This window comes from Kribbella sp. NPDC054772 (genome assembly GCF_053611945.1).
This window is the reverse complement of sequence record NZ_JBSHBJ010000027.1, coordinates 75,559-95,273: the sequence shown is the minus strand read 5'-3', so window position 1 is coordinate 95,273 and position 19,715 is coordinate 75,559. Positions and strand designations below refer to the sequence as shown.

The following is a 19,715-nucleotide window of genomic DNA, read 5'->3' as shown; positions in this document are numbered from 1 at the left end:
TTCGAGAATAGCGAGTCGGTGTGCGCGTTCCGTAGTACCGAAAGTTCCTATCTCTGGGCGGGGCGATCGGTCAGGGTGGCGAGATGATTCTGGTTACGGGTGCGACCGGCACCATCGGCAGTGAGCTCGTCCGGCAATTGGTTGCCCGCGGCATCCCGGTGCGTGGGATGACGCGGCGCGAGCCGCAGGGAGCGTTTGTCCGGGGTGACTTCGATGATCCGGATTCGTTGCGCAAGGCAATCGACGGGGTGGATGCCGTGTTCCTGCTGACCGCGCCGGGTCCGTGGGTGCCGGATCACGATCAGGCACTGGTAGCGGCCGCGGTCGATGGTGGGGTGCGGAAGATCGTGAAGCTGTCGGCGATCGGGAGCACCGGCGACGGGATGCCGGCGAACTGGCACGCGCCCGGCGAGCGCGCGGTGCGGGACAGCGGGATCGCGTGGACGATTCTGCGACCGGCCGGGTTCGCGTCGAACGCGCTGCGCTGGGCGCCGGCGGTCCGGGCGGGGCAGCCGATTCCCAATCAGACCGGGGACGGCGGGCATGCGTTCGTCGATCCCTCTGATGTCGCCGCGGTGGCTGTCGAGGCGTTGATTTCGGATGACCACGGTGCGCGGACCTACACGCTGACGGGTCCGGAGACGCTCAGTGTTCCGGAGCAGGTGGAGGTCATGTCGGAGGTGCTCGGGTTGGCGTTGCGCGTGGTCGACGTACCGCTGGAGGTGTATGCGGGGCAGTTGCGCGCGGCGGGTCTTGATGAGGCGGTGGTGTCGGTGGCAATGCGTGGTGCGGAGCTGATCCGGAGCGGTGGTGGGGAAACGGTGACCGATGACGTCGAGCGGGTGCTCGGGAGGCCGGCTGGATCGTTCCGTGGTTGGGTGGAAAGGTGTCGCGCCGCGTTCGAGTGATCGGCACACTGGGGCGGGTGGACGACGCTGAGCTGGTACGGGCGATCGAGGACAACGCGGCCGAGTTGCTGATGGCGATGGGCGCCGCGGGTGGTGGCACGCAGCGGTCCGACGAGCGGGCGGAGTGGACGATCGGTGGGTCGCCGCTCGACTACCACAACGCTGTCGTGCGCGCCTCGGACGACGCCGTGGTCGCGGAATCCCTGGTGGAGTTGAAGAAATACGGCGTACCGGGAAGCTGGCATGTCGGGCCGTCGCTGCGGATCGATCGGTCGGCGTTGACGGCGGCGGGGTTCGTGCACGGGGGCGGCGAGCCGGGGATGGCGGTGCGGATCTCGGAGTTGGTGGCCCCGCGCGTCGTCCCTGGGCTGGAGCTTCAGCGGGTGAGGGACGATGCGGGGCTCGCGGCCTGGGAGGAGACGCTCGGCCGTGGTTTCGGCGAGGGCGAGAAGGAGGCCCGGTGGGTCGCGTCGGTCTATCGCAAACTCGGGTACGGCGATCCGTGGCGGCACTACGTGGGCTGGCTGGACGGCTCGCCGGTCGGGACCGCCACGGTGTTCCTCGGCGCCGGCGTGGCCGGGGTGTACTTCGTGATGACGGTCCCCGAAGCGCGGCGGCGCGGGATCGGGGCCGCCATCACGGACGGCGCGGTGCGTGCGGCGGGTGATGTTGCGGAGTACGGCGTACTCGGATCCTCGGCGGCCGGGCGGCCGGTGTACGAGCGGCTCGGGTTCCGGAAGTACTGCACGATCGAGCTCTACGAGTGGGCCGGCTGAAGGGTCTTGCTCTCGGGGACCGTGGTGCGCTCGCGGAGCAGCAGGAACGCGTCGACGAGCATGACGGCCGCGGTGAGGCCGTGGATACCGAGCGCGGTCGCGGCCGTGCCGCCGTGACTGAGCACCATGATCATGTCCGTGACCGGGATGATCGCCGAGATCGCCATCAGGACGCCGGTCGCGCGGCGCTGACCCATCGCGAACAGAGCGAGCAGGTTCAGTCCGAGGGCGATGTCGCGGATCCCCTTCACGCCGAAGTACCCGGCCGCGACGCCGGTGGGCCATTCGGCGATGCCGAAGTTCGGAGCGGCAGTGTGTCCGGCGAGCAGGAACTGTGTGCCGAAGGTGAGCGGGAAGACGGCGAGCAGGACGGTCAGGACGGTGGTGAAGCGGCGCATGCGATTCTCCTATGAACTAGCAGTGCTAACTTTCCTAGCGACGCTAACACTGTCGTTGCTAGATTGTCTAGCAGTGCTAAGATCTGGTCCATGCCGATCCCGTCACGCCGGGAGCGGGCCCGCGAGGAGCGCCGCGACCTGATCCTTCGCACCGCCCGCGACCTCGCCGAGTCCGAGGGCTGGGAGGCCGTCACCACCCGCCGCCTCGCCGACGCCGTCGACTACAGCCAGCCGGTGCTCTACGGCCACTTCAAGAACATGGACGCGATCGCCGACGCGGTCGCCCTCGAAGGGGCCGCCGAACTGGCCGAGGTACTCCGCGACGCCCGCTCGGCCGACGGACTGAGCGGACTCGCGCACGCCTACCTCGACTACGCCGAGTCCCACCCTGCGGTCTACGAAGCGCTGTTCGTCCGCCCGACCACGCTGCGCTTCGGCGGACCGGACAGCCCGCAATCACTCATCGCGGCCTTCGAGGAGATCCAGGCCGGAGTAGCGCCGTACGCCGGCGACGACCCCGAAACCCTCACCGAGGTCTTCTGGAGCGCCCTCCACGGCCAAGCCACCCTCAACCACCGCACCCGCCTCCGCCCCACCCACCGCAACCCCCGCATCGACCTCCTGGTCGCAGCAATCACCCGACCGTGATCTGTGGAACTAAATGGCCGTGGAGCGGACATTTAGTTCCACAAACCGAGCTGGCGCCCGTCGTCCACAGGGGGTCCGGCGCGGGGCGGGGAGATGCGGCAGGCTTGGGCGGATGGACTGGTGGTGGCGAGGGCAGCTCGAGGCCGAAGGGATTGACGCCCTCATCCATGACCAGCTCCGGATCGTGTCGCGCGGGCAACTCCAGGCCGCCGGGTGGCCGGGCTCGCGGATCAAACGTGGGTTGCGCGGGCGGCGGTGGCAGGTGGTGCATCCCGGCGTCTACGCCACGCACACAGGACCTATCGGGTACTACGAACGCCTGCTCGCCGCCCTGCTGTACGCCGGTCCCGACGCGGCGTGGAGCCACTACACGGCCGCCGAACAGCTCGGTCTGCTGAAGCGCGACGCCGATCGCCCCGTCCACGTCACGATCCCGAAGCAGCGGAAGGTGCGACCGCAGCCGCAGCTCGTGATTCACCGCGACGAACACTGGGCCGCGCGGCTCGCGCGGGTGGTGCCGCCGCGGCGGACGCCCGCGGACGCCGTACTGGACATCGTGGGGATCTCTCCCACGCTGGACCGCGCGGCAGCCGTGATCGCCGAGGCTTGCCAGAGCGGGCGGGTCGATCCGTCCGCGATCCTGCGTGCCCTGGAGACACGTCCGCGGCTGCGGCATCGCGGGGAGTTGCGGCCGATCATCGCGGACGTCGCGGGTGGGACGCACTCGCTGCTAGAGCTTCGGTACTTGCGTGACGTGGAGCGACGGCACGGGTTGCCGCGTGGGACTCGGCAGCGGGCGGTGGGTGGTGAGTTCACCGACGTGTACTACGACGGGTTCGGACTGCTCGTGGAGCTCGACGGGCGGCTGCATCTTGTGCCGCGGCAGCGGTGGCGGGATCTCGATCGGGACAATCGCGCCACGCTGCGGGCCGAGGCGACCTTGCGGTACGGGTGGTTCGACGTGACGAATCGGGCGTGCGAGGCCGCCGTACAGGTGCTCGAGGTGCTGCGGCGTACCCAACCCTCCCTGCAAGCGAAACCGTGCTCGCCGGGGTGCCCGGTCGCCGGTTTGTGGAACGTTTTGGCCGTCTAGCGCGCAAAAGGTTCCACAAAGCGTCAGCTGTTCCAGTGGAGGATTGCCGGGGAGCCTCGTTCCCAACCCAGGACCGAGATGGTGGCGGTGTTGAGGACGAAGTGGCGGCCTTGGGTGACGTCTAGTTCTAGCCAGCGGGCGGTCAGGGCGCGGAGTGCGTGGGAGTGGCCGAAGACCAGTGCGTCGCCGGGGACCGCGGCGAGGCGGGCGGTGACGCGGTCGAGGCGGGTGGAGATCTCGGCGGGGGTTTCGCCGTGCGGTACCGGGTCGTCCCACACGGTCCAGCCGGGGACGGTCTCGCGGATCTCGGCGGTCGTGACGCCCTCGTAGTCGCCGTAGTTCCACTCGACCAGGTCGTCGTCGACCTGCGCGTCGGGGAAGCCCGCGAGTTCCGCCGTACGCCGGGCGCGCTGCCGGGGTGACGTGAGCACCAGGTCGAACGACTCCGCCGCCAGCCGATCCCGCAAACTCGCGGCGACCCGCTCGCCCTCAGGCGTCAGCGGCAGGTCGGTGACGGACGTGTGCCGGCCCGACTTGCTCCACTCGGTCTCCCCGTGACGGACCAGGAAGACCCGGTCCTCGCGTTCCTGTGTGGTCACGCTGTCATCCTCGCAGACCTCGCGCGGAGGGGCTCGAACCCTTGACCGTTTGAACGATCCAGGGCAGGGTATCCAAAACTGTAAGCGCTTCCACTTCCACCACCCCCGACCGCCCGAGGTGACCACGTGGCTTCCGGACCCACCGGCAGGCCGGCGACGATCTACGACGTCGCCGCCCGCGCGAAGCTGTCGATCGCGACGGTTTCCCGTGTCCTGCAAGGGACCGGGCCGGTGTCGGCGAAGGCGCGGGCGCGGGTCGACCAGGCGGCGCAGGAACTGAACTACGTACCGCTACGCGCCGCCCGGAGTCTCGCCGTCCAGCGGCACGAGGCGCACGGGCTGGTACTGCCCGATCTCGCCGGTCCGTTCTACGGCGACCTGCTCATGGGGTACGAGCGCTGGGCCGGCGAGCACGGTCAGAGCGTCGTCATCACCGTCACGCACGGCAACCCGCACCCGCGCCGCAGCGTGATGGACCTGGCCGGGCGCGTCGACGGGATCGTTGTCCACGGCAACGCTCTCGACCTTCCGACGGTGCAGGGGCTGCGGAAGGCCGGCGTACCTGTGGTGCTGATCGCGCATCCGCCGGCGACCGGGTGCGACTCGGTCCGCAGCGAGAGCGCCGCGAGTGCCGAGCAGCTCACGACGCGACTGCTCGACCACGGCCGGACCAGCCTGCATTTCGTGGGTGACCCCGCCAGTTCGTACGACGTCTCCGAGCGGTACGCCGGATTCGCGAAGGCGCACGAGCTGCGCAAGCTCGCGGTACCGAAGCCGGAACAGGTGCCGTTGACGGAGGACGCCGGACGGCAGGCGGCGGAGAAGGTGCTCAAGGCAAAGAAACGTCCCGACGGCCTGGTCTGTGCGAACGACGAACTCGCGCTCGCCGCGTTGACCACGTTCACCGCGAACGGGGTCGACGTACCGGGCGAGATCGTGGTGACGGGGTGGGACGACGTGATGGCGGCGCGGTACGTGTCGCCGGGGTTGACGACTGTGCGGCAGCCGATGGCCGAGTTGGGGCGGGTGGCCGCCGAACGGCTGCACGAACGCGTGACCGGGGCCCGGACCCGCGCGCGCAACGACGTACTGGCAACACAACTCGTGCTGCGGGACAGCTGTGGCACGTCGGGGGATGCAGCAGTAATCCAGTGAGGAGACAACACATGTTCACCCACAGCATCCGCCGCCGGCTGGTGATCGGCAGCGCTGCACTCACCGCGACAGCGCTGGCGTTGGCCGGGTGTGGACGGTCCGCGGACACGCCGAGTGGCGAGTCCAAGGCGACCACCACCGTCAGCGAGGGACCGGCCACCGGGAACCTGACCGTCTGGGCGATGGGCACCGAGGGCGAGAACCTGCCCAAGTTGATGGAGCAGTTCAAACAGGCCAACCCGGGGGTCAACGTGACCGTCACCCCGATCCCGTGGGACGCGGCGCACAACAAGTTCACCACCGCGATCACCGCCAACACGCTGCCCGACGCGGCGATGGTCGGCACCACCTGGATGGGTGAGTTCGCCGACCTCGGCGCGCTCGACCCGACGCCGCAGGGGTTCGACAACTCGGGCTTCTACGAGGGCGCGCTGGACACCACGAAGGCGGGCGGGACGCAGTACGGCGTTCCCTGGTACGTCGAGACGCGGCTCGTGTTCTACCGCAAGGACCTCGCCGCGAAGGCCGGCTTCAGCACTCCCCCGACCGACTGGGACGGGCTGAAGGCGATGGCCAAGGCGATGAAGGAGAAGGCCGGCGCGAAGTACGGGATCAACCTGCAGCCGGGTGGCGACGGGTCCTGGCAGACCGTGATGCCGTTCGCGTGGTCGGCCGGGGCGAACATCACCGGGGACGACCAGAAGGAGTTCACCTTCGACACCCCGGAGATGCAGGAGGGGCTGAAGTACTACCAGAGCTTCTTCACCGAGAAGCTGGCCGGGACCGACCTGCCGCCGAACCAGACCGAGGCGCAGTTCGTGAACGGGCAGGTGCCGATGTTCATCTCCGGGCCGTGGATGGCCGGGTCGGTCGCCAAGGCCGGCGGGGACGCGATCAAGCCGAACATCGGCGTGTTCCGGATGCCGAAGAACAAGACCTCGACGTCGTTCGTCGGTGGGTCGGACTTCGTGGTGTTCAAGTCGTCCAAGAACAAGGACAGCGCGTGGAAGCTGGTCAAGTACCTGTCCGACGCGAAGACGCAGGCGTCGTGGTTCAAGATGTCGTCGGACCTGCCGGCGGTGAAGAGCGCGTGGCAGGACCCGAGCATCTCCGCCGACCCGTTGCTGCCGGTCTTCGGTCAGCAGCTCGAGGACGCCAAGGCACCGCCGGCGATCGTGAACTGGGAGCAGGTCGCGAAGGCCTTCGACACCGAGATCGAGAAGATGGCGAAGACCGGCCAGTCCCCGGCCGACACGAGCAAAGCCATCCAAACCAAGGCCAGCCAGATCGGCACCGGCGGTAGCTGAACAGATGACTGTCGTCACTGAGAGGGAGTCCCAGGCGGTACGGCGTTCCGCGCCGCCTGGGCGTCCGCGACGGAGGATCGGCCGCGAAACGTGGGCCGCGTGGGTGTTGGTGTTGCCGTTCGTGTTGTTGTTTCTCGCGTTTACGGCGGGGCCGGTGCTCGGGTCGTTGGGGATGAGTTTCACCGACATCAAGCAGCGGGATCTGCGGGCGCCGTTCGCGGTGAACGGGGTCGGGTTCGACAACTACCTGAAGGCGCTCGGCGACGAGACGTTCCGCAAGGCGGCGTTCAACACGGCGTACTTCGTGGTGCTCGGGGTGCCGTTGACGCTGGTCGCGGCGCTGGCCGCGGCGGTGCTGCTGGATCGTGGCGTGAAGCGGTTCCAGGCGCTGTTCAAGGTCGGCTACTACCTGCCGGTGGTGACGTCGATCGTGGCCATCGCGGTGATCTGGCGGTTCGTGCTGTCGCCCGACAACGGCCTGGTGAACACCGTGCTCGGCTGGGTCGGCATCGAGGGGCCGAACTGGCTCGCCTCGAAGACCTGGGCGATGCCGTCGCTGATCGCGATGGCGGTCTGGCGGAACTTCGGCTCCGCGATGATCATCTTCCTGGCCGGTCTGCAGGGCATCCCGCAGTCCGTCGAGGAAGCCGGCCAGATCGACGGTGCGGGCGCGTGGCAACGGTTCCGGTACCTGATCCTGCCGCTGCTGCGGCCGACCGTGCTGTTCACCAGCGTGACCACCGGCATCGGGTACCTGCAGTTCTTCGAGGAGCCGTTCGTGATGACCCAGGGCGGTCCGCTGGACAGCACGATCTCGGTGTCGATGTACACCTACGACCAGTTCGGCTTCGGCAACTACGGTCTCGCGACGTCGATGGCGTACATCCTGTTCGTCGTCATCGCGGTGATCACGTTCATCCAGTTCCGGCTGCTGAGGGAGAAGTGATGCGCCGTACCTGGTGGATCTACCTGATCGGGGTGCTTGGCCTGGTCGCGGTCGCGGCGCCGTTCCTGTGGATGGTGCTCGGCAGCTTCAAGACCCAGGGCGAGCTGCTCCGGGTGCCGCCGACCTGGTGGCCGAACGAGCCGACCGGCCAGAACTACTCCGACCTGTTCAGCAAGGCGAACTTCCCGCGGTACTTCGTCAACTCGACCCTCGTCGCGCTGGCCGTGACCGCCGGGAACCTGACCTTCTGCTCGATGATCGGCTACGCGCTCGCCAAGCTCCGGTTCAAGGGCCGCAACGCCCTGTTCGTGCTGGTGATGGCGACGCTGATGATCCCGGGGATGGTCACGTTCGTCCCGCTGTTCATCCTGGTCACCAACGCCGGGCTGGCGAACAGCTACCCGGGCCTGATCCTGCCGTTCCTGGTCTCGCCGTTCGGGGTGTTCCTGATGCGGCAGTTCTTCCTCGGGCTGCCGGACGACCTGATCGACGCCGGCCGCGTCGACGGGACCGGCGAGCTGGGCATCTTCGTGCGGATCATGCTGCCGCTGACCCGGCCGGCCCTGGCCACGCTCGGGATCTTGACCTTCCTGGGTTCCTGGAACAACTTCCTCTGGCCGCTGGTGATCGCCCAGACCGAGGACAAGTACACCCTGCCCGTCGCCCTCGCCCTGTACTCGACCGGACAGAACGCGCAGAACTTCGGCCTGTTGATGGCCGGCGCGGTCGTGGTCGTCGTACCGGTGCTCGTCATGTTCCTCGCGTTCCAGCGGCACGTGACCAAGGGCATCGCCATTACCGGACTCAAATAGGAGCGTTCGATGACCGCCATCATCAGTCGCCGTACCCTGTTAGCCGCCGGAACCGCCGCCAGTGTCGTGGGGGGTGCCGTCGGGAGTGCCGCTCCCGCTTTCGGTGGAACCTCCACACCAGCAGACCTTCTGAAGGCCGGCTGGACGCCGAGCCGCGCGGACAAGGCGCTCGTGGGCCGGTGGGCTCGCGACACCTGGCGCAGCCTGGTCGCGATGACCGGCGAGAAGACCGGCCTGCCCGCCGACAACATCGGCGAGTCCGTGACGAACCCGGTTCGCAGCAACTACACCTCCCCCACCAACATCGGCGGCTACCTGTGGAGCACGGTGGTCGCCAAGCACCTCGGCATCATCTCGCCGCAGGAGTCGCTGCGCCGCGTCACGCAGACGCTGACGACGATGCAGAACGTCGTCCACCACGAGCCGAGCGGCATGTACTTCAACTGGTACGACGAGGCGACCGGCGAGGTCCGGCGCGTCGACCCCGACGGCACCCGGCCGATCACGCCGTTCGTGTCGAGCGTCGACAACGCCTGGTTCGCCTGCGCGCTGATGGTGGTGCGGAACGCCGAGCCGCGCGCCCGCGCCCTCGCGGACGCCCTGCTGAACAAGATGAACTTCGCGTTCTACTACAACCCGGCCGCCCGTCCCGGCGGACTGATGCGCGGCGGTTTCTTCGAGACCCCGCCGCCGGACGAGGAGACCGACAAGGGCAACCACGCCGGCGTCGGCCCGGACGTGTACTACCGCAAGTTCCACTACGACACCTGCAACACCGAGGCCCGGATCGCCGGGTACGTCGGCTTCGCGCTCGGTCAGGTCCCGCACACGCAGTACTTCGCGACGTACCGGACCTTCCCGGACAGCTGTGACTGGTCGTGGGTCGAGCAGAAGCCGAAGGGCGTGCACCGGACGTACCTCGGTCTGGATGTCTTCGAGGGGACGTACGAGTACCGCAGGATGCGGCTGGTCCCGTCGTGGGGCGGCGACATGTTCGAGTCGCTGATGCCGGACCTGTTCGTCCCCGAGGCGACCTGGGCGCCGCGCAGCTGGGGCCTCAACCACCCGCTCACGGTCCGCGCGCACATCGAGCACGGCCTGGACGACGCGAAGTACGGCTACTGGGGCTTCTCCCCCGCCTCGAACCCCAAGGGCGGGTACTCCGTCTACGGCGTCGAGGCGATCGGGATGGACCCGGGTGGCTACCCGTCCGACTTCGAGGGCACGAACTACGACGCCGGCTTCGAGGGTTGCCGCGAGGGCACCAACCCGAACCCGACGTACGGCGACGGTGTGGTCACCCCGCACGCGGCGTTCCTGGCGATGTCCTACGCGCCGCGGCAGGCGATCGACAACCTGGCCAAGATCGAGAACACGCTGCACGCGTACGGCGCCGGCGGGTTCTACGACTCGGTCGCGGTGAAGTCCGGCCTGATCTCCAAGCGGTACCTGTCCCTCGACCAGGCGATGGTGATGGGTGCCATCGGCAACGTGTTCGGCAACGACCTGGTCCGGCGCAACTTCGCGAGCCGCACGGTCGAGGAACGGATCCGGCCGCTGATCGCGATGGAGCAGTTCGGGTCCGGCCTCGAGTAACGGAGACATCTACATGCAACAGGACGCCAAGACCGACTGGGACGCCCGCATCGCCCGGCGCAGCGACGAGGAGCGCGAGTTCGCGTTCCCCGACCTCGATCCGCCGAAGCAGGTGACGGCGGTGGGCGGCACCGGTCAGGTCACGATCGACTGGTCACCGGTGGACGGCGCGGCCGGCTACCTGATCCTGCGCGGCGCCGGCGAGCACGGCCCGCTGGAACCGGTCGATCATCACAGCGGGGACATCCTCTCGATCCCGGCACCGCCGTACGTCGACACCACGGGCACCCCCGGCACGCCGTACCGCTATGCGGTGGTGAGCGTGCCGGAGGTGACGGTGCTGGACGGGCGGCCGAGCAGCACCGTCGGCGCCGTACCGCTGGTTGCCGACGGCACGGTTCCGCGGGTCGAGGTGACCGTCGACGTGGTCGCCGAGGGCACCGAACTGGCTACGCCCTGGGTCCCGATGGTGGGCAGCGAGCGGCTCAGTCAGCTGCTCTGCAAGGACCGCACCGGCGGCCACGAGATCGGTCCCGAGCTCGAGGACGCGCTACGCCGGATGCACGACGAGCTCGGCGTCCGGACGGTGCGGGCGCACGCGATCTTCCACGACGACACGCACGTGATCGCGGGTGACTCCTACGATTTCAGCGTCGTGGACGCGATCTACGACAAGCTGCTCGGGATCGGGCTCCGACCGGTCGTGGAGCTCGGCTTCATGCCGCGCGAGCTGGCCAGCGATCCGTCCAAGACGGTCTTCGAGTACGGCGCGATCATCTCACCGCCCGCGTCGTACCAGGCCTGGCACGACCTGGTGCAGGCGCTGGTGCTGCACCTGGTCGACCGGTACGGGCTGGACGAGGTGCTGACCTGGGACTTCGAGGTCTGGAACGAGGCGAACCTCGAGGTCTTCTGGTCCGGCACCAAGGAGGAATGGTTCCAGCTGTACGACGCGTCCGCGGCGGCCGTGAAGTCGGTCGACCCGCGGCTCGCGGTCGGCGGCCCGTCGTCGGCCGCGGCCGGCTGGGTCGACGACCTGCTCGTCCACGCCAAACGGTCCGGTACGCCGGTGGACTTCGTCTCCACGCACACCTACGGATCACCGCCACTCGACGTCCGCGCATCGCTGGAACGGCACGGGTACGGCGACGCGCGGATCCTGTGGACCGAATGGGGCGTGACGCCGACGCACTTCAACCCGATCAACGACTCGGTGTTCGCGGGGGTGTTCCTGCTCCGCGGGATGCGGTCCGCGGCCGGGCGGATCGACGCGCTCTCGTACTGGGTCGCGTCGGACCACTTCGAGGAGCTCGGCCGGCCGCCGCGGTTCCTGCACGGTGGGTTCGGGCTGCAGACGGTCGGCGGGTTGCCGAAACCGCGGTACCACGCGTTGACGCTGCTGAGCCGGCTCGGGCCGGTGGAGCTGCCGGTGACGCTCACCGGCGACGGTGGCGGCAGCCTGGTCGAGGCCTGGGCGTCACGGGATCGCGATCGCGTCGCCGTACTGGTGTGGAATCTGACGCTCGATCAGACCAAGGCCGCGGGGGAACCGGACCTGACCAGAACGGTTCAGGTCCGGCTTCCCGGCATCGATCCGTCCTGGCAGGCCACCGCGACCACCCTCGCCATCGGCACCGGTGACATCGCCGAGGCCGCGGCAGGACTCGGCGACTGGCCGACGGACGAACAACTGGCCGAGTTGCGCGAGCGTAGTCAGCTCGTCAGTACCCCACTCGAGTGGAACGGTTCAGCGGTCGAACTGACGCTGCCGATGCCGTCCGCGGTGCTAGTGGAGCTACTTCCCCATCGAGGTTGATCGCCTCGTTGATCCAGCGTTCGACGCCCGCAATGTGCACGGTCGCCCAGGCCTGGGCGACCTCGGGTTCGCGGGCGGCGATCGCGTCCATGATGGCGCGGTGTTCCGCCACCGAGCGGTTCACCGCGCCCGTCTGGGTCAGACCGCGCCAGATCCGGGCCCGGTAGGTCGGCTGCCGCAGGCTCTCGATGATCGAGGCCAGCGTCCGGTTGCCACTGCCGATCGCGAGCAACCGGTGGAACTCCACATCGCTGGCGAGCTGCTCGTCGGCTGACGGGTCCGGCCCGAGGTCGTCGAGCAGCGCCCGCATCGCGGTGATCTCCGCGTCCGGCATCCGCATGGCCGCCCGGGCCGCGGCGGCCGGCTCGAGAATCCGCCGTACCTCGAAGAACTCCAGGACCGACGCGTCCTGATGCAGGTCGAGGACGAACCCCATCGTCTCCATCAGCAGCGCCGGGTCCAGGCTGGTCACGTACGTGCCGTCACCCTGCCGGACCTCGAGCACCCGGATCAGCGCCAGCGCCTTGACCGCCTCGCGCAGCGAGTTGCGGGACAGCCCGAGCCGCGCGGCCAGGTCGGCCTCGCGCGGCAGCCGGTCGCCGGGCCGCAGTTCCCCGGCCACGATCATCTGCTTGATCCGGTCGATCGCCTCGTCGGTGACCGCCATCCGGCCCCTCCCTCCTCCGCCCCGAAACCTCCGATGTCTTTGGACCATACATCGGAGGTCTGGGTACTGCGCTAGGGCTCAGCGACTGATTTTCTCTCCTAAAATAAGGCCACGAGCTGTTGACTCTCGTCAAGATCACGGCATATTGATCGGATGAATCAGAGCTCTCCTTGGAGGTCAGGATGAGAGGAACACCAGCGAGGGCGCGCCGCTGGATCACCGCAACCTGCGCGGTGCTCGCGCTCACGGCCGTCGCCGCTTGTGGCGGCGGCAACGGCGGCAGTAGCAGCGGCGGGTCCGGTTCGGCCGACAAGGCCGATCTGACCTGGCAGTTCTGGATCGGTGGGACCGAGGACCAGGCAGCCTGGCAGAAAGTCGCCGACCAGGCGCACACCGACCACTCCGGCATCACGGTCAAACTCCAGGGCACCGACTGGAACAACTACTGGTCCAAGATCGGCACCCTGCTGGCCAGCGGCAAGGCCCCCTGCATCATCGGCATGCAGTCGCTGCGACTCGCGTCGTACGCGAACGCGCTGCTGCCGCTCGACGATCTGATGAAGAAGTACGGGCTGAAGTCGGAGGACTTCGACAAACCGATCATGGACGGCCTGAAATCGGACGGGAAACAGATCGCGATCCCGTACGACTCCGGTCCGATGGTGGTCTTCTACAACAAGGACATGTTCAAGGCCGCCGGGATCGCCGACCCGAAGCCGGGCTGGACGATGGACGAGTTCAAGGCCGCCGCGAAGAAACTCACCGCGGCCGGCAAGACCGGACTGGTGACCTCTCCTGGTGACCTCGGTGTGGCGTCCTGGGTCCGGACCCAGACCGGGGCGGAGCCGCTGGCCGACGGCAAGCTGAACCTCACCGACCCGAAGTTCGAGGAGGGGTTCAAGGGCTACACGGACTTCGTCCGCACCGACAAGATCGCGCCGCAGGTGCCGGCCGGCAACGGCGACTTCGAGACCACCCAGTTCGTCTCCGGCAAGTCGGCGATGCAGCTGAACGGTCCCTGGTCGCTGATCGACACCATGGGCAAGGTCAAGTTCAACCTCGGCATCGCGCCGATCCCGGCGGGTGCGGACGGTTCCAAGACCTTCACCGCCGGTTCGGGCTTCGGGATCTCCCGGTCCTGCAAGACGCCGGACGCCGCGTTCCAGGCGATCCAGTCGATGACGGGTGAGAAGCCGCTGACCACGCTGGCCGCCGCCGGTCGCGCGTACCCGGCCCGGACCGCCGCGCACCCGGCCTGGTTCACCGCCGCGAAGATCCCGGAGGCCAAGGAGGTCATCGACTACGCGTCGCAGAACTCGGTCGCCCTGACCACCTCGAAGAACTGGGTGCAGGTCGCCGACCTGCTCAGCCGGTTCGGCACCCAGGCGCTGAACGGCGAGATCCCACCGGATCAGGCACTGAAGACCATCCAGGACCAGGCGGGCGCTGGGTCCTGATGGCGACCGACACCACCACCGTCGCCCCGGCCGGACCACCACAGAAGGTGGCCCGGGCGGGGCGCCGGCCCGCGCTCCGCAGGGACGGCCGGTACGCCGGGATCTTCCTGGCACCGAGTCTCGGCGGCCTGCTCCTGTTCACGCTCTTCCCGACCGCGATGGCGCTCGCGATCAGCCTGTTCGACTGGCCGGTGTTCGGCACCCGCACGTTCCTCGGCCTGGACAACTACACGCATCTGCTGCACGACCCGGTGTTCCGCCGGGTGGTGCTGAACACCGTGCTGTTCGTGGTGCTGTACGTCCCGCTGAACGTGGTCGTCTCGCTCGGCCTCGCCATGTGGGTCGGCCCGAAGATCAAGGGCCGGCAGGCGTTCCGGGTGCTGTTCTTCATCCCGGTGATGACGCCGATGGTGGCCAACGTGATGGTCTGGCGGCTGATGTTCCAGCCCGGTGGCCTGATCGACAGCGGGCTGCAGAGCTGGTTCGGGATCAACGCGCCGAACTTCCTCGGCTCGTCCACCTGGGCGATGCCGGCGATCGTGGCGATGTCGGTGTGGCAGGGATTCGGGTACAACTTCCTGGTCTTCTCCGCCGCGCTCGACCAGGTGCCGCAGTCGCAGCTGGAGTCCGCGCAGATCGACGGTGCGGGTCCGCTGGCCCGGTTCAAGTACGTCGTCTGGCCGATGATCACGCCGTCGGTCTTCTTCGCCACCACGATGACGCTGATCACGTCGTTCCAGGTGTTCGCACAACCGTTCCTGCTGACCCAGGGCGGTCCGGGCGTGTCCACCCAGACGATCGTGATGTACGTGTACAACCAGGGCTGGCAGTTCCTCACCATGGGCCTGGCGTCGGCGGCCGGCTGGGTGCTGTTCGTGATCATCATGGCCATCACCGCGATCCAGTTCGTGGGTCAGCGCAAGTGGGTGAACTATGACGTCTGAGACCGTGACCGTCGTCGGCCGCCGGGTCCGCAACGGCGTGTCCCATGTCCTGTTGGTGATCGTCGCGCTGCTGTTCCTGGTGCCGCTGGTGTGGGCCGTGTCCACCTCGCTGAAGCCCGCGGACGAGGTGTTCACCGCGACCCCGCACCTGTTCGGCTCCAAGATCCAGTGGTCGAACTACAAGGACGCCTTCTCGTACGCGCCGTTCGGCCGGTACTTCCTGAACAGCGCGTTCGTCGCAGTGGCCGGAACCCTGGTGGTGGTCACTGCCTCGAGTCTGTCGGCGTACGCTTTCGCGCGACTGAAGTTCCGCGGCCGGGAGTCGCTGTTCGTGCTGTTCCTGGGCACCCTGATGGTGCCGCAGGAGGTGCTGATCGTCCCGATGTACTGGCTGATGCAGTCGCTCGGCTGGGTCGACAGCTACTGGGCGCTGATCCTGCCGTGGGCATTCACCGCGTTCGGCACCTTCCTGCTCCGGCAGTTCTTCCTGACCGTCCCGAGCGAACTGGAGGAGGCCGCCCGGGTGGACGGTTGCGGGCCGTTCGGCTCGTTCTTCCGGATCATGCTTCCGCTGGCCCGGCCGGCGATCGCCGTCCTCACCGTCTTCACCTTCATCGGCTTCTGGGGCAGCTTCCTGTGGCCGCTGATCATCGTGAACAGCGTCGAGTCCAAGGGCACCGTGCCGCTCGGCCTCGCGCAGTTCAGCGGGCAGGCCGGCACCCAGTGGAACCTGATGATGGCGGCGTCGGTGCTGGCGATGATCCCGACCGTGCTGCTCGTCGTCCTGTTGCAGAAACACCTCGTCCGTGGCCTGCTCGTCACCGGCCTCGGCGGCCGTTAACCCTAAGGAGATTCACACCATGACTGATACGCCTCCCGCGGCTTCCGTGGAGAAGTTCCGCGACTGGCGGTTCGGCCTGTTCGTCCACTGGGGCCTGTACTCGCTCCCGGCCCGGCACGAGTGGGTGAAGAACCGCGAACGGCTGACCGACGAGGACTACCAGCCGTACTTCGACCACTTCGAGCCCGACCTGTACGACCCGCGCGCGTGGGCCAAGGCGGCGCGCGAGGCCGGCATGAAGTACGCCGTACTCACGACCAAGCACCACGAGGGCTTCTGCCTGTGGGACTCCGAGGTCTCGGACTACACCGTCGCGAAGACCGCCTGGGGCAAGGACCTGGTCGGCCCGTTCGTCGAGGCCTGCCGGGCCGAGGGGCTCGGGGTCGGGTTCTACCACTCGCTGATCGACTGGCACCACCCCGAGTTCCCGATCGACCTGGTGCACCCGCAGCGCGACGACGAGGAAGCGATCGCGAAGGCGGCCGGCCGCGACGTCCAGGTGTACGCCGACTACCTGCACGCCCAGACGCGTGAGCTGCTGAGCAACTACGGCCCGATCGACATCATGTGGTTCGACTTCTCGTACCCGGGACGGAACTACGACGACGGGCGCGACGGTCACGGCAAGGGCAAGGACGACTGGCGTTCCGAGGAACTGATGGCGATGGTCCGGGAACTGCAGCCGGGCATCCTGATCAACGACCGGCTGGACATCGCGGGCGACTTCGTGACGCCGGAGCAGTACCAGCCGGACGGTCCGATGGAGCGTGACGGCGTACCCGTGCTGTGGGAGGCGTGCCAGACGCTGAACGGCAGCTGGGGCTACGACCGGGACAACCTGGACTGGAAGTCACCGGAGACGCTGGTCAAGATGCTCGTCGACTCGGTCTCCAAGGACGGCAACCTGCTGCTGAACGTGGGGCCGACCGGACGTGGTGAGTTCGACCCGCGGGCGCTGGCGACGCTGGCCTCCATCGGTGAGTGGATGCGACAGCACGAGCGCTCGATCCGCGGGGCGCGGCCGGCCGAGGGGTACGACGCCCCGGTCGACTGCCGCTTCACGCAGAAGGGCAATCGGCTGTACCTGCACCTGTTCTCGTGGCCGATGGGTCACATCCACCTGCAGGGGCTGGCGGGCAAGATCAAGTACGCGCAACTGCTGAACGACGCGTCCGAGATCAAGCGCATCGTCAACGACCCGCACCAGCAGGCCCAGAACACCACGATGGGCGGCGTCTCGACGGAGACCCTCACCCTGAAGCTACCGATCCAGCGCCCGAACGTGCTGGTCCCGGTGATCGAGCTCTTCCTTTAGAAGACCTAGGAGGCTGGGGTGGGGCGGCCAGGCTGTTCCCCGCCCCGGCTCTCCAGGTAGTTGTTCTTCGGGACCATCACCTTGCGGCGGAACAGGCAGACGACCGTACCGTCCTGCTTGTAGCCCTTGGTCTCCACGTGGACGACGCCGCGGTCGTCCTTCGACTTCGACTCCCACTTGTCGAGGACGACGGTCTCGCCGTAGATCGTGTCGCCGTGGAAGGTCGGCGCGACGTGCCGCAGCGACTCGATCTCCAGGTTCGCGATCGCCTTACCGCTGACGTCCGGTACCGACATGCCGAGCAGGATCGAGTAGATGTAATTGCCCACCACAACGTTCTTCCCGAACTGGGTGGACCCCTCCGCGTAGTGCGTGTCCAGGTGCAGCGGGTGGTGGTTCATCGTGAGCAGGCAGAACAGGTGGTCGTCGTACTCCGTCACCGTCTTGCCCGGCCAGTGCTTGTAGACCGCACCGACCTCGAACTCCTCGTAGCTGCGCCCGAACTGCATCGCGGTTCCTCCTCCGGTCCTGGATTCCCCATGCTGCCGGTCCGGGCGCATCCGGACCGTGGTCTGGCTCTCACCGGTGGGAGAGATAGGTCACCTCACCCACCGGTCAGCGTCAGTCTCAGTCCTGCGGACGCTGCAGCGGTGCCTGCTGCGTCGGCTGTTGGGCCGGCTGCTCGGGCAGGCGCGGGTGCACCTCGCCCTTCAGCGCCAGCTTGGCCAGATGGTTGCGTGCCTCCTCGGCGAACTTGAAGTCGCACAGGACGTCGTACGTCGTCGCGACGACCGAGGTCCGGGAGGTGAAGTCGCGGCGGCCTGCCGACTGCGCGTAGCTGAGGCCGCCGAACACCAGTCCGAAGAACGCGCCGAGCACCACACCGGTCAGCACGGCCGCGATCCAAGTGCCGCTGGTGAACCAGCCGAGCAGCAGACCGACGAACAGACCGAACCAGGCGCCGCTGGCCAGGCCGGCGGTGAGCGCGCGACCCCAGGTCAGCCGGCCGGTGATCTTCTCGACCTGGCGGAGGTTGTTGCCGACGATGGTCGTGTGCTCGACCGGGAACTTCTCGTCCGAGAGGTAGTCGACGGCGCGCTGTGCCTCCCGGTAGGTGTCGTACGTCCCGATCGTCAGCCCGGTCGGCCGAGGGTCCATCGAGGGCATGCCCTGGGTGGTCATGGTCGTTCCTCTCCACGTGCTTCCACCACCCATCATTGCCGACGGCTGGTTACCCGGCTTGATAGCCTCGCCGATGATGGCCGGGCGACGGTGGGACAGACGCTGGGAAGTAGCCGCGACACGCCGGATGGGCAAGGTCTTCGCCCGGCGCGCCGCCGCTGACGGACACCCTCTGGACGAGGTGGTCACCGGGAAGCTCGAGGGCGCCCTGGTCGACTGGGGGCTGTACCGCGACGGTCAGCGCGACCACCGGGTCAGCTCCTACACCGAGGCCCTGGCCCGGGCCCGCCACGGACAGGGGTTCGTTTGGATCGGTCTGTTCCAGCCCACGCCCCATCAGCTCGCCATCGTCGGCGAGGAGTTCGGTCTGCACCCGCTGGCCCTGGAGGACGCCGCGAAAGCTCACCAGCGGCCGAAACTGGAGCGGTACGGCGACACTCTGTTCGCCGTGTTCAAAACGGTCACGTACGTCCCGCACCGGGACCTGACCGCCACCAGTGAAGTCGTGGCCACCGGTGAGGTGATGGTGTTCTGCGGACCGGGGTTCGTCGTCACTGTCCGGCACGGTGAACACAGTGAGTTGACCGGACTGCGTCAGGAGCTGGAGAAGGAGCCACACCGGCTCGCCACCGGCCCAGGCGCCGTACTGCATGCCATCGCCGACCACGTGGTGGACCGGTACCTGGAGGTCGCGGACGCGGTCCAGGCCGACATCGACCTGATCGAGACGGACATGTTCTCCCCGCGGGGCTGGCGCGGGATCGACCGGGTCTACCAGCTGAAACGCGAAGTACTCGAGCTGAAACGGGCCGTGGCGCCGCTGACCGGGCCGATGCGGGCGCTGTCCACGTTGCGGCACCCGATGATCGCCGAGGAGACCCGCAACTACTTCCGGGACGTCGACGACCACTTGCAGCGGGTGAAGGAGCAGGTGATCTCGTTCGACGAGCTGCTCAGCTCGATCCTGCAGGCCGGCCTCGCCCAGGTCCAGGTCGCCGAGAACGAGGACATGCGCCGGATCTCCGCCTGGGTCGCGATCCTCGCCGTCCCGACGATGATCGCCGGGATCTACGGGATGAACTTCGACTACATGCCGGAACTGCGCCTGCGGTACGCGTACTTCGTCGTACTCGGCGTGATGTTGTCCGCCTGTGTCGTGCTGTACCGGTTGTTCAAGCGCAACCACTGGCTCTGACCCCGGTACTCCGTACCGTTGCCCCGACCTCTCCACTACCGGTAACGAGGCGACCTGGCA

The 19,715-nt window shown here is 67.9% G+C and carries 20 protein-coding genes; 15 read left to right on the top strand and 5 right to left on the bottom strand.

Going from position 1 to position 19,715, the window contains the following annotated elements; all coding sequences use genetic code 11:
- The first annotated feature begins 83 nt into the window (after window positions 1-83).
- Together ACWGID_RS31405 and ACWGID_RS31400 are read left to right on the top strand one after the other, a co-directional pair.
- Window positions 84-908 carry an NAD(P)H-binding protein gene (locus ACWGID_RS31405; protein WP_452202717.1) on the top strand — a complete coding sequence of 275 codons (825 nt, stop codon included), beginning with the start codon at window positions 84-86 and terminating at the stop codon, window positions 906-908.
- Window positions 909-925: 17 nt separating this feature from the next.
- Window positions 926-1,684 carry a GNAT family N-acetyltransferase gene (locus tag ACWGID_RS31400; protein WP_452202715.1) on the top strand — a complete coding sequence of 253 codons (759 nt, stop codon included), beginning with the start codon at window positions 926-928 and terminating at the stop codon, window positions 1,682-1,684.
- Here the strand turns inward: ACWGID_RS31400 and ACWGID_RS31395 are convergent.
- On the bottom strand, window positions 1,666-2,082 hold the full coding sequence (locus ACWGID_RS31395) for a DUF4267 domain-containing protein (protein ID WP_452202713.1): 417 nt from the start codon (window positions 2,080-2,082) through the stop codon (window positions 1,666-1,668). The genes ACWGID_RS31400 and ACWGID_RS31395 overlap by 19 nt on opposite strands.
- Window positions 2,083-2,172: 90 nt before the next feature.
- On the opposite strand from ACWGID_RS31395, the gene ACWGID_RS31390 reads away from it, so the two are divergent.
- Both ACWGID_RS31390 and ACWGID_RS31385 read left to right on the top strand, forming a co-directional pair.
- Window positions 2,173-2,730, top strand: a complete 558-nt coding sequence (locus ACWGID_RS31390; protein WP_452202711.1) for a TetR/AcrR family transcriptional regulator — start codon at window positions 2,173-2,175, stop codon at window positions 2,728-2,730.
- Window positions 2,731-2,842: 112 nt separating this feature from the next.
- A complete protein-coding gene (locus tag ACWGID_RS31385; RefSeq protein WP_452202709.1) occupies window positions 2,843-3,823 on the top strand; it encodes a hypothetical protein in 981 nt (326 codons plus the stop codon).
- A gap of 23 nt (window positions 3,824-3,846) precedes the next feature.
- Here the strand turns inward: ACWGID_RS31385 and ACWGID_RS31380 are convergent, their stop codons facing one another.
- On the bottom strand, window positions 3,847-4,422 hold the full coding sequence (locus ACWGID_RS31380; protein WP_452202707.1) for a histidine phosphatase family protein: 576 nt from the start codon (window positions 4,420-4,422) through the stop codon (window positions 3,847-3,849).
- 126 nt (window positions 4,423-4,548) lie between these two features.
- On the opposite strand from ACWGID_RS31380, the gene ACWGID_RS31375 reads away from it, so the two are divergent.
- The 6 genes from ACWGID_RS31375 (at window position 4,549) to ACWGID_RS31350 (ending at window position 12,054) form a co-directional block, all read left to right on the top strand.
- Entirely contained in the window at window positions 4,549-5,577 is a 1,029-nt protein-coding gene (locus ACWGID_RS31375; protein ID WP_452202705.1) for a LacI family DNA-binding transcriptional regulator, read from the top strand.
- A gap of 11 nt (window positions 5,578-5,588) precedes the next feature.
- Window positions 5,589-6,884 carry a sugar ABC transporter substrate-binding protein gene (locus tag ACWGID_RS31370; protein ID WP_452202703.1) on the top strand — a complete coding sequence of 432 codons (1,296 nt, stop codon included), beginning with the start codon at window positions 5,589-5,591 and terminating at the stop codon, window positions 6,882-6,884.
- Between the two features lie 172 nt (window positions 6,885-7,056).
- Window positions 7,057-7,830 carry a carbohydrate ABC transporter permease gene (locus ACWGID_RS31365; RefSeq protein WP_452202701.1) on the top strand — a complete coding sequence of 258 codons (774 nt, stop codon included), beginning with the start codon at window positions 7,057-7,059 and terminating at the stop codon, window positions 7,828-7,830.
- Window positions 7,830-8,642 (top strand): carbohydrate ABC transporter permease, encoded by an 813-nt coding sequence (locus tag ACWGID_RS31360; protein ID WP_452202699.1) that lies wholly within the window; start codon window positions 7,830-7,832, stop codon window positions 8,640-8,642. Before ACWGID_RS31365 ends, ACWGID_RS31360 begins: the two co-directional genes overlap by 1 nt.
- A 9-nt stretch (window positions 8,643-8,651) precedes the next feature.
- Window positions 8,652-10,238, top strand: a complete 1,587-nt coding sequence (locus ACWGID_RS31355) for a glucoamylase family protein (RefSeq protein ID WP_452202697.1) — start codon at window positions 8,652-8,654, stop codon at window positions 10,236-10,238.
- Between the two features lie 13 nt (window positions 10,239-10,251).
- The gene (locus tag ACWGID_RS31350) at window positions 10,252-12,054 is read left to right on the top strand and encodes a GH39 family glycosyl hydrolase (RefSeq protein ID WP_452202695.1); all 1,803 of its coding nucleotides are present in this window, start codon (window positions 10,252-10,254) and stop codon (window positions 12,052-12,054) included.
- Here the strand turns inward: ACWGID_RS31350 and ACWGID_RS31345 are convergent.
- On the bottom strand, window positions 11,960-12,721 hold the full coding sequence (locus tag ACWGID_RS31345) for a FadR/GntR family transcriptional regulator (RefSeq protein WP_452202693.1): 762 nt from the start codon (window positions 12,719-12,721) through the stop codon (window positions 11,960-11,962). The two genes, ACWGID_RS31350 and ACWGID_RS31345, sit on opposite strands and share 95 nt — an antisense overlap.
- A 182-nt stretch (window positions 12,722-12,903) precedes the next feature.
- On the opposite strand from ACWGID_RS31345, the gene ACWGID_RS31340 reads away from it, so the two are divergent.
- From ACWGID_RS31340 to ACWGID_RS31325, 4 genes are read left to right on the top strand one after another with little or no spacing between them, the layout of a single operon-like run.
- On the top strand, window positions 12,904-14,178 hold the full coding sequence (locus tag ACWGID_RS31340) for an ABC transporter substrate-binding protein (RefSeq protein ID WP_452202691.1): 1,275 nt from the start codon (window positions 12,904-12,906) through the stop codon (window positions 14,176-14,178).
- A complete protein-coding gene (locus ACWGID_RS31335; protein ID WP_452202690.1) occupies window positions 14,178-15,122 on the top strand; it encodes a carbohydrate ABC transporter permease in 945 nt (314 codons plus the stop codon). Before ACWGID_RS31340 ends, ACWGID_RS31335 begins: the two co-directional genes overlap by 1 nt.
- Complete coding sequence (locus ACWGID_RS31330; RefSeq protein ID WP_452202688.1) at window positions 15,112-15,963, top strand: carbohydrate ABC transporter permease; 852 nt, start codon at window positions 15,112-15,114, stop codon at window positions 15,961-15,963. The genes ACWGID_RS31335 and ACWGID_RS31330 overlap by 11 nt, the downstream gene beginning before the upstream one ends.
- A 19-nt stretch (window positions 15,964-15,982) precedes the next feature.
- Window positions 15,983-17,278: an alpha-L-fucosidase gene (locus ACWGID_RS31325; protein ID WP_452202686.1), complete on the top strand. Its 1,296-nt coding sequence runs from the start codon at window positions 15,983-15,985 to the stop codon at window positions 17,276-17,278.
- A 5-nt stretch (window positions 17,279-17,283) separates the two neighbouring features.
- On the opposite strand, the gene ACWGID_RS31320 is transcribed toward ACWGID_RS31325, so the two are convergent.
- Complete coding sequence (locus ACWGID_RS31320; RefSeq protein ID WP_452202684.1) at window positions 17,284-17,787, bottom strand: MaoC family dehydratase; 504 nt, start codon at window positions 17,785-17,787, stop codon at window positions 17,284-17,286.
- 118 nt (window positions 17,788-17,905) lie between these two features.
- Complete coding sequence (locus tag ACWGID_RS31315; RefSeq protein ID WP_452202682.1) at window positions 17,906-18,460, bottom strand: general stress protein; 555 nt, start codon at window positions 18,458-18,460, stop codon at window positions 17,906-17,908.
- Window positions 18,461-18,536: 76 nt separating this feature from the next.
- On the opposite strand from ACWGID_RS31315, the gene ACWGID_RS31310 reads away from it, so the two are divergent.
- Entirely contained in the window at window positions 18,537-19,655 is a 1,119-nt protein-coding gene (locus ACWGID_RS31310) for a magnesium and cobalt transport protein CorA (RefSeq protein WP_452202680.1), read from the top strand.
- The last annotated feature ends 60 nt before the right edge of the window (window positions 19,656-19,715 follow it).

What these genes read in the sequence shown, in the direction of transcription:
- ACWGID_RS31310 (WP_452202680.1), top strand. Translation starts at nt 18,537, where the DNA reads ATGGCCGGGCGACGGTGGGACAGACGCTGGGAAGTAGCCGCGACACGC.
- ACWGID_RS31345 (WP_452202693.1), bottom strand. Translation starts at nt 12,721, where the DNA reads ATGGCGGTCACCGACGAGGCGATCGACCGGATCAAGCAGATGATCGTG.
- ACWGID_RS31320 (WP_452202684.1), bottom strand. Translation starts at nt 17,787, where the DNA reads ATGCAGTTCGGGCGCAGCTACGAGGAGTTCGAGGTCGGTGCGGTCTAC.
- ACWGID_RS31315 (WP_452202682.1), bottom strand. Translation starts at nt 18,460, where the DNA reads ATGACCACCCAGGGCATGCCCTCGATGGACCCTCGGCCGACCGGGCTG.
- ACWGID_RS31350 (WP_452202695.1), top strand. Translation starts at nt 10,252, where the DNA reads ATGCAACAGGACGCCAAGACCGACTGGGACGCCCGCATCGCCCGGCGC.
- ACWGID_RS31330 (WP_452202688.1), top strand. Translation starts at nt 15,112, where the DNA reads ATGACGTCTGAGACCGTGACCGTCGTCGGCCGCCGGGTCCGCAACGGC.
- ACWGID_RS31325 (WP_452202686.1), top strand. Translation starts at nt 15,983, where the DNA reads ATGACTGATACGCCTCCCGCGGCTTCCGTGGAGAAGTTCCGCGACTGG.
- ACWGID_RS31365 (WP_452202701.1), top strand. Translation starts at nt 7,057, where the DNA reads ATGAGTTTCACCGACATCAAGCAGCGGGATCTGCGGGCGCCGTTCGCG.
- ACWGID_RS31405 (WP_452202717.1), top strand. Translation starts at nt 84, where the DNA reads ATGATTCTGGTTACGGGTGCGACCGGCACCATCGGCAGTGAGCTCGTC.
- ACWGID_RS31385 (WP_452202709.1), top strand. Translation starts at nt 2,843, where the DNA reads ATGGACTGGTGGTGGCGAGGGCAGCTCGAGGCCGAAGGGATTGACGCC.
- ACWGID_RS31370 (WP_452202703.1), top strand. Translation starts at nt 5,589, where the DNA reads ATGTTCACCCACAGCATCCGCCGCCGGCTGGTGATCGGCAGCGCTGCA.
- ACWGID_RS31395 (WP_452202713.1), bottom strand. Translation starts at nt 2,082, where the DNA reads ATGCGCCGCTTCACCACCGTCCTGACCGTCCTGCTCGCCGTCTTCCCG.
- ACWGID_RS31390 (WP_452202711.1), top strand. Translation starts at nt 2,173, where the DNA reads ATGCCGATCCCGTCACGCCGGGAGCGGGCCCGCGAGGAGCGCCGCGAC.
- ACWGID_RS31335 (WP_452202690.1), top strand. Translation starts at nt 14,178, where the DNA reads ATGGCGACCGACACCACCACCGTCGCCCCGGCCGGACCACCACAGAAG.
- ACWGID_RS31340 (WP_452202691.1), top strand. Translation starts at nt 12,904, where the DNA reads ATGAGAGGAACACCAGCGAGGGCGCGCCGCTGGATCACCGCAACCTGC.
- ACWGID_RS31355 (WP_452202697.1), top strand. Translation starts at nt 8,652, where the DNA reads ATGACCGCCATCATCAGTCGCCGTACCCTGTTAGCCGCCGGAACCGCC.
- ACWGID_RS31360 (WP_452202699.1), top strand. Translation starts at nt 7,830, where the DNA reads ATGCGCCGTACCTGGTGGATCTACCTGATCGGGGTGCTTGGCCTGGTC.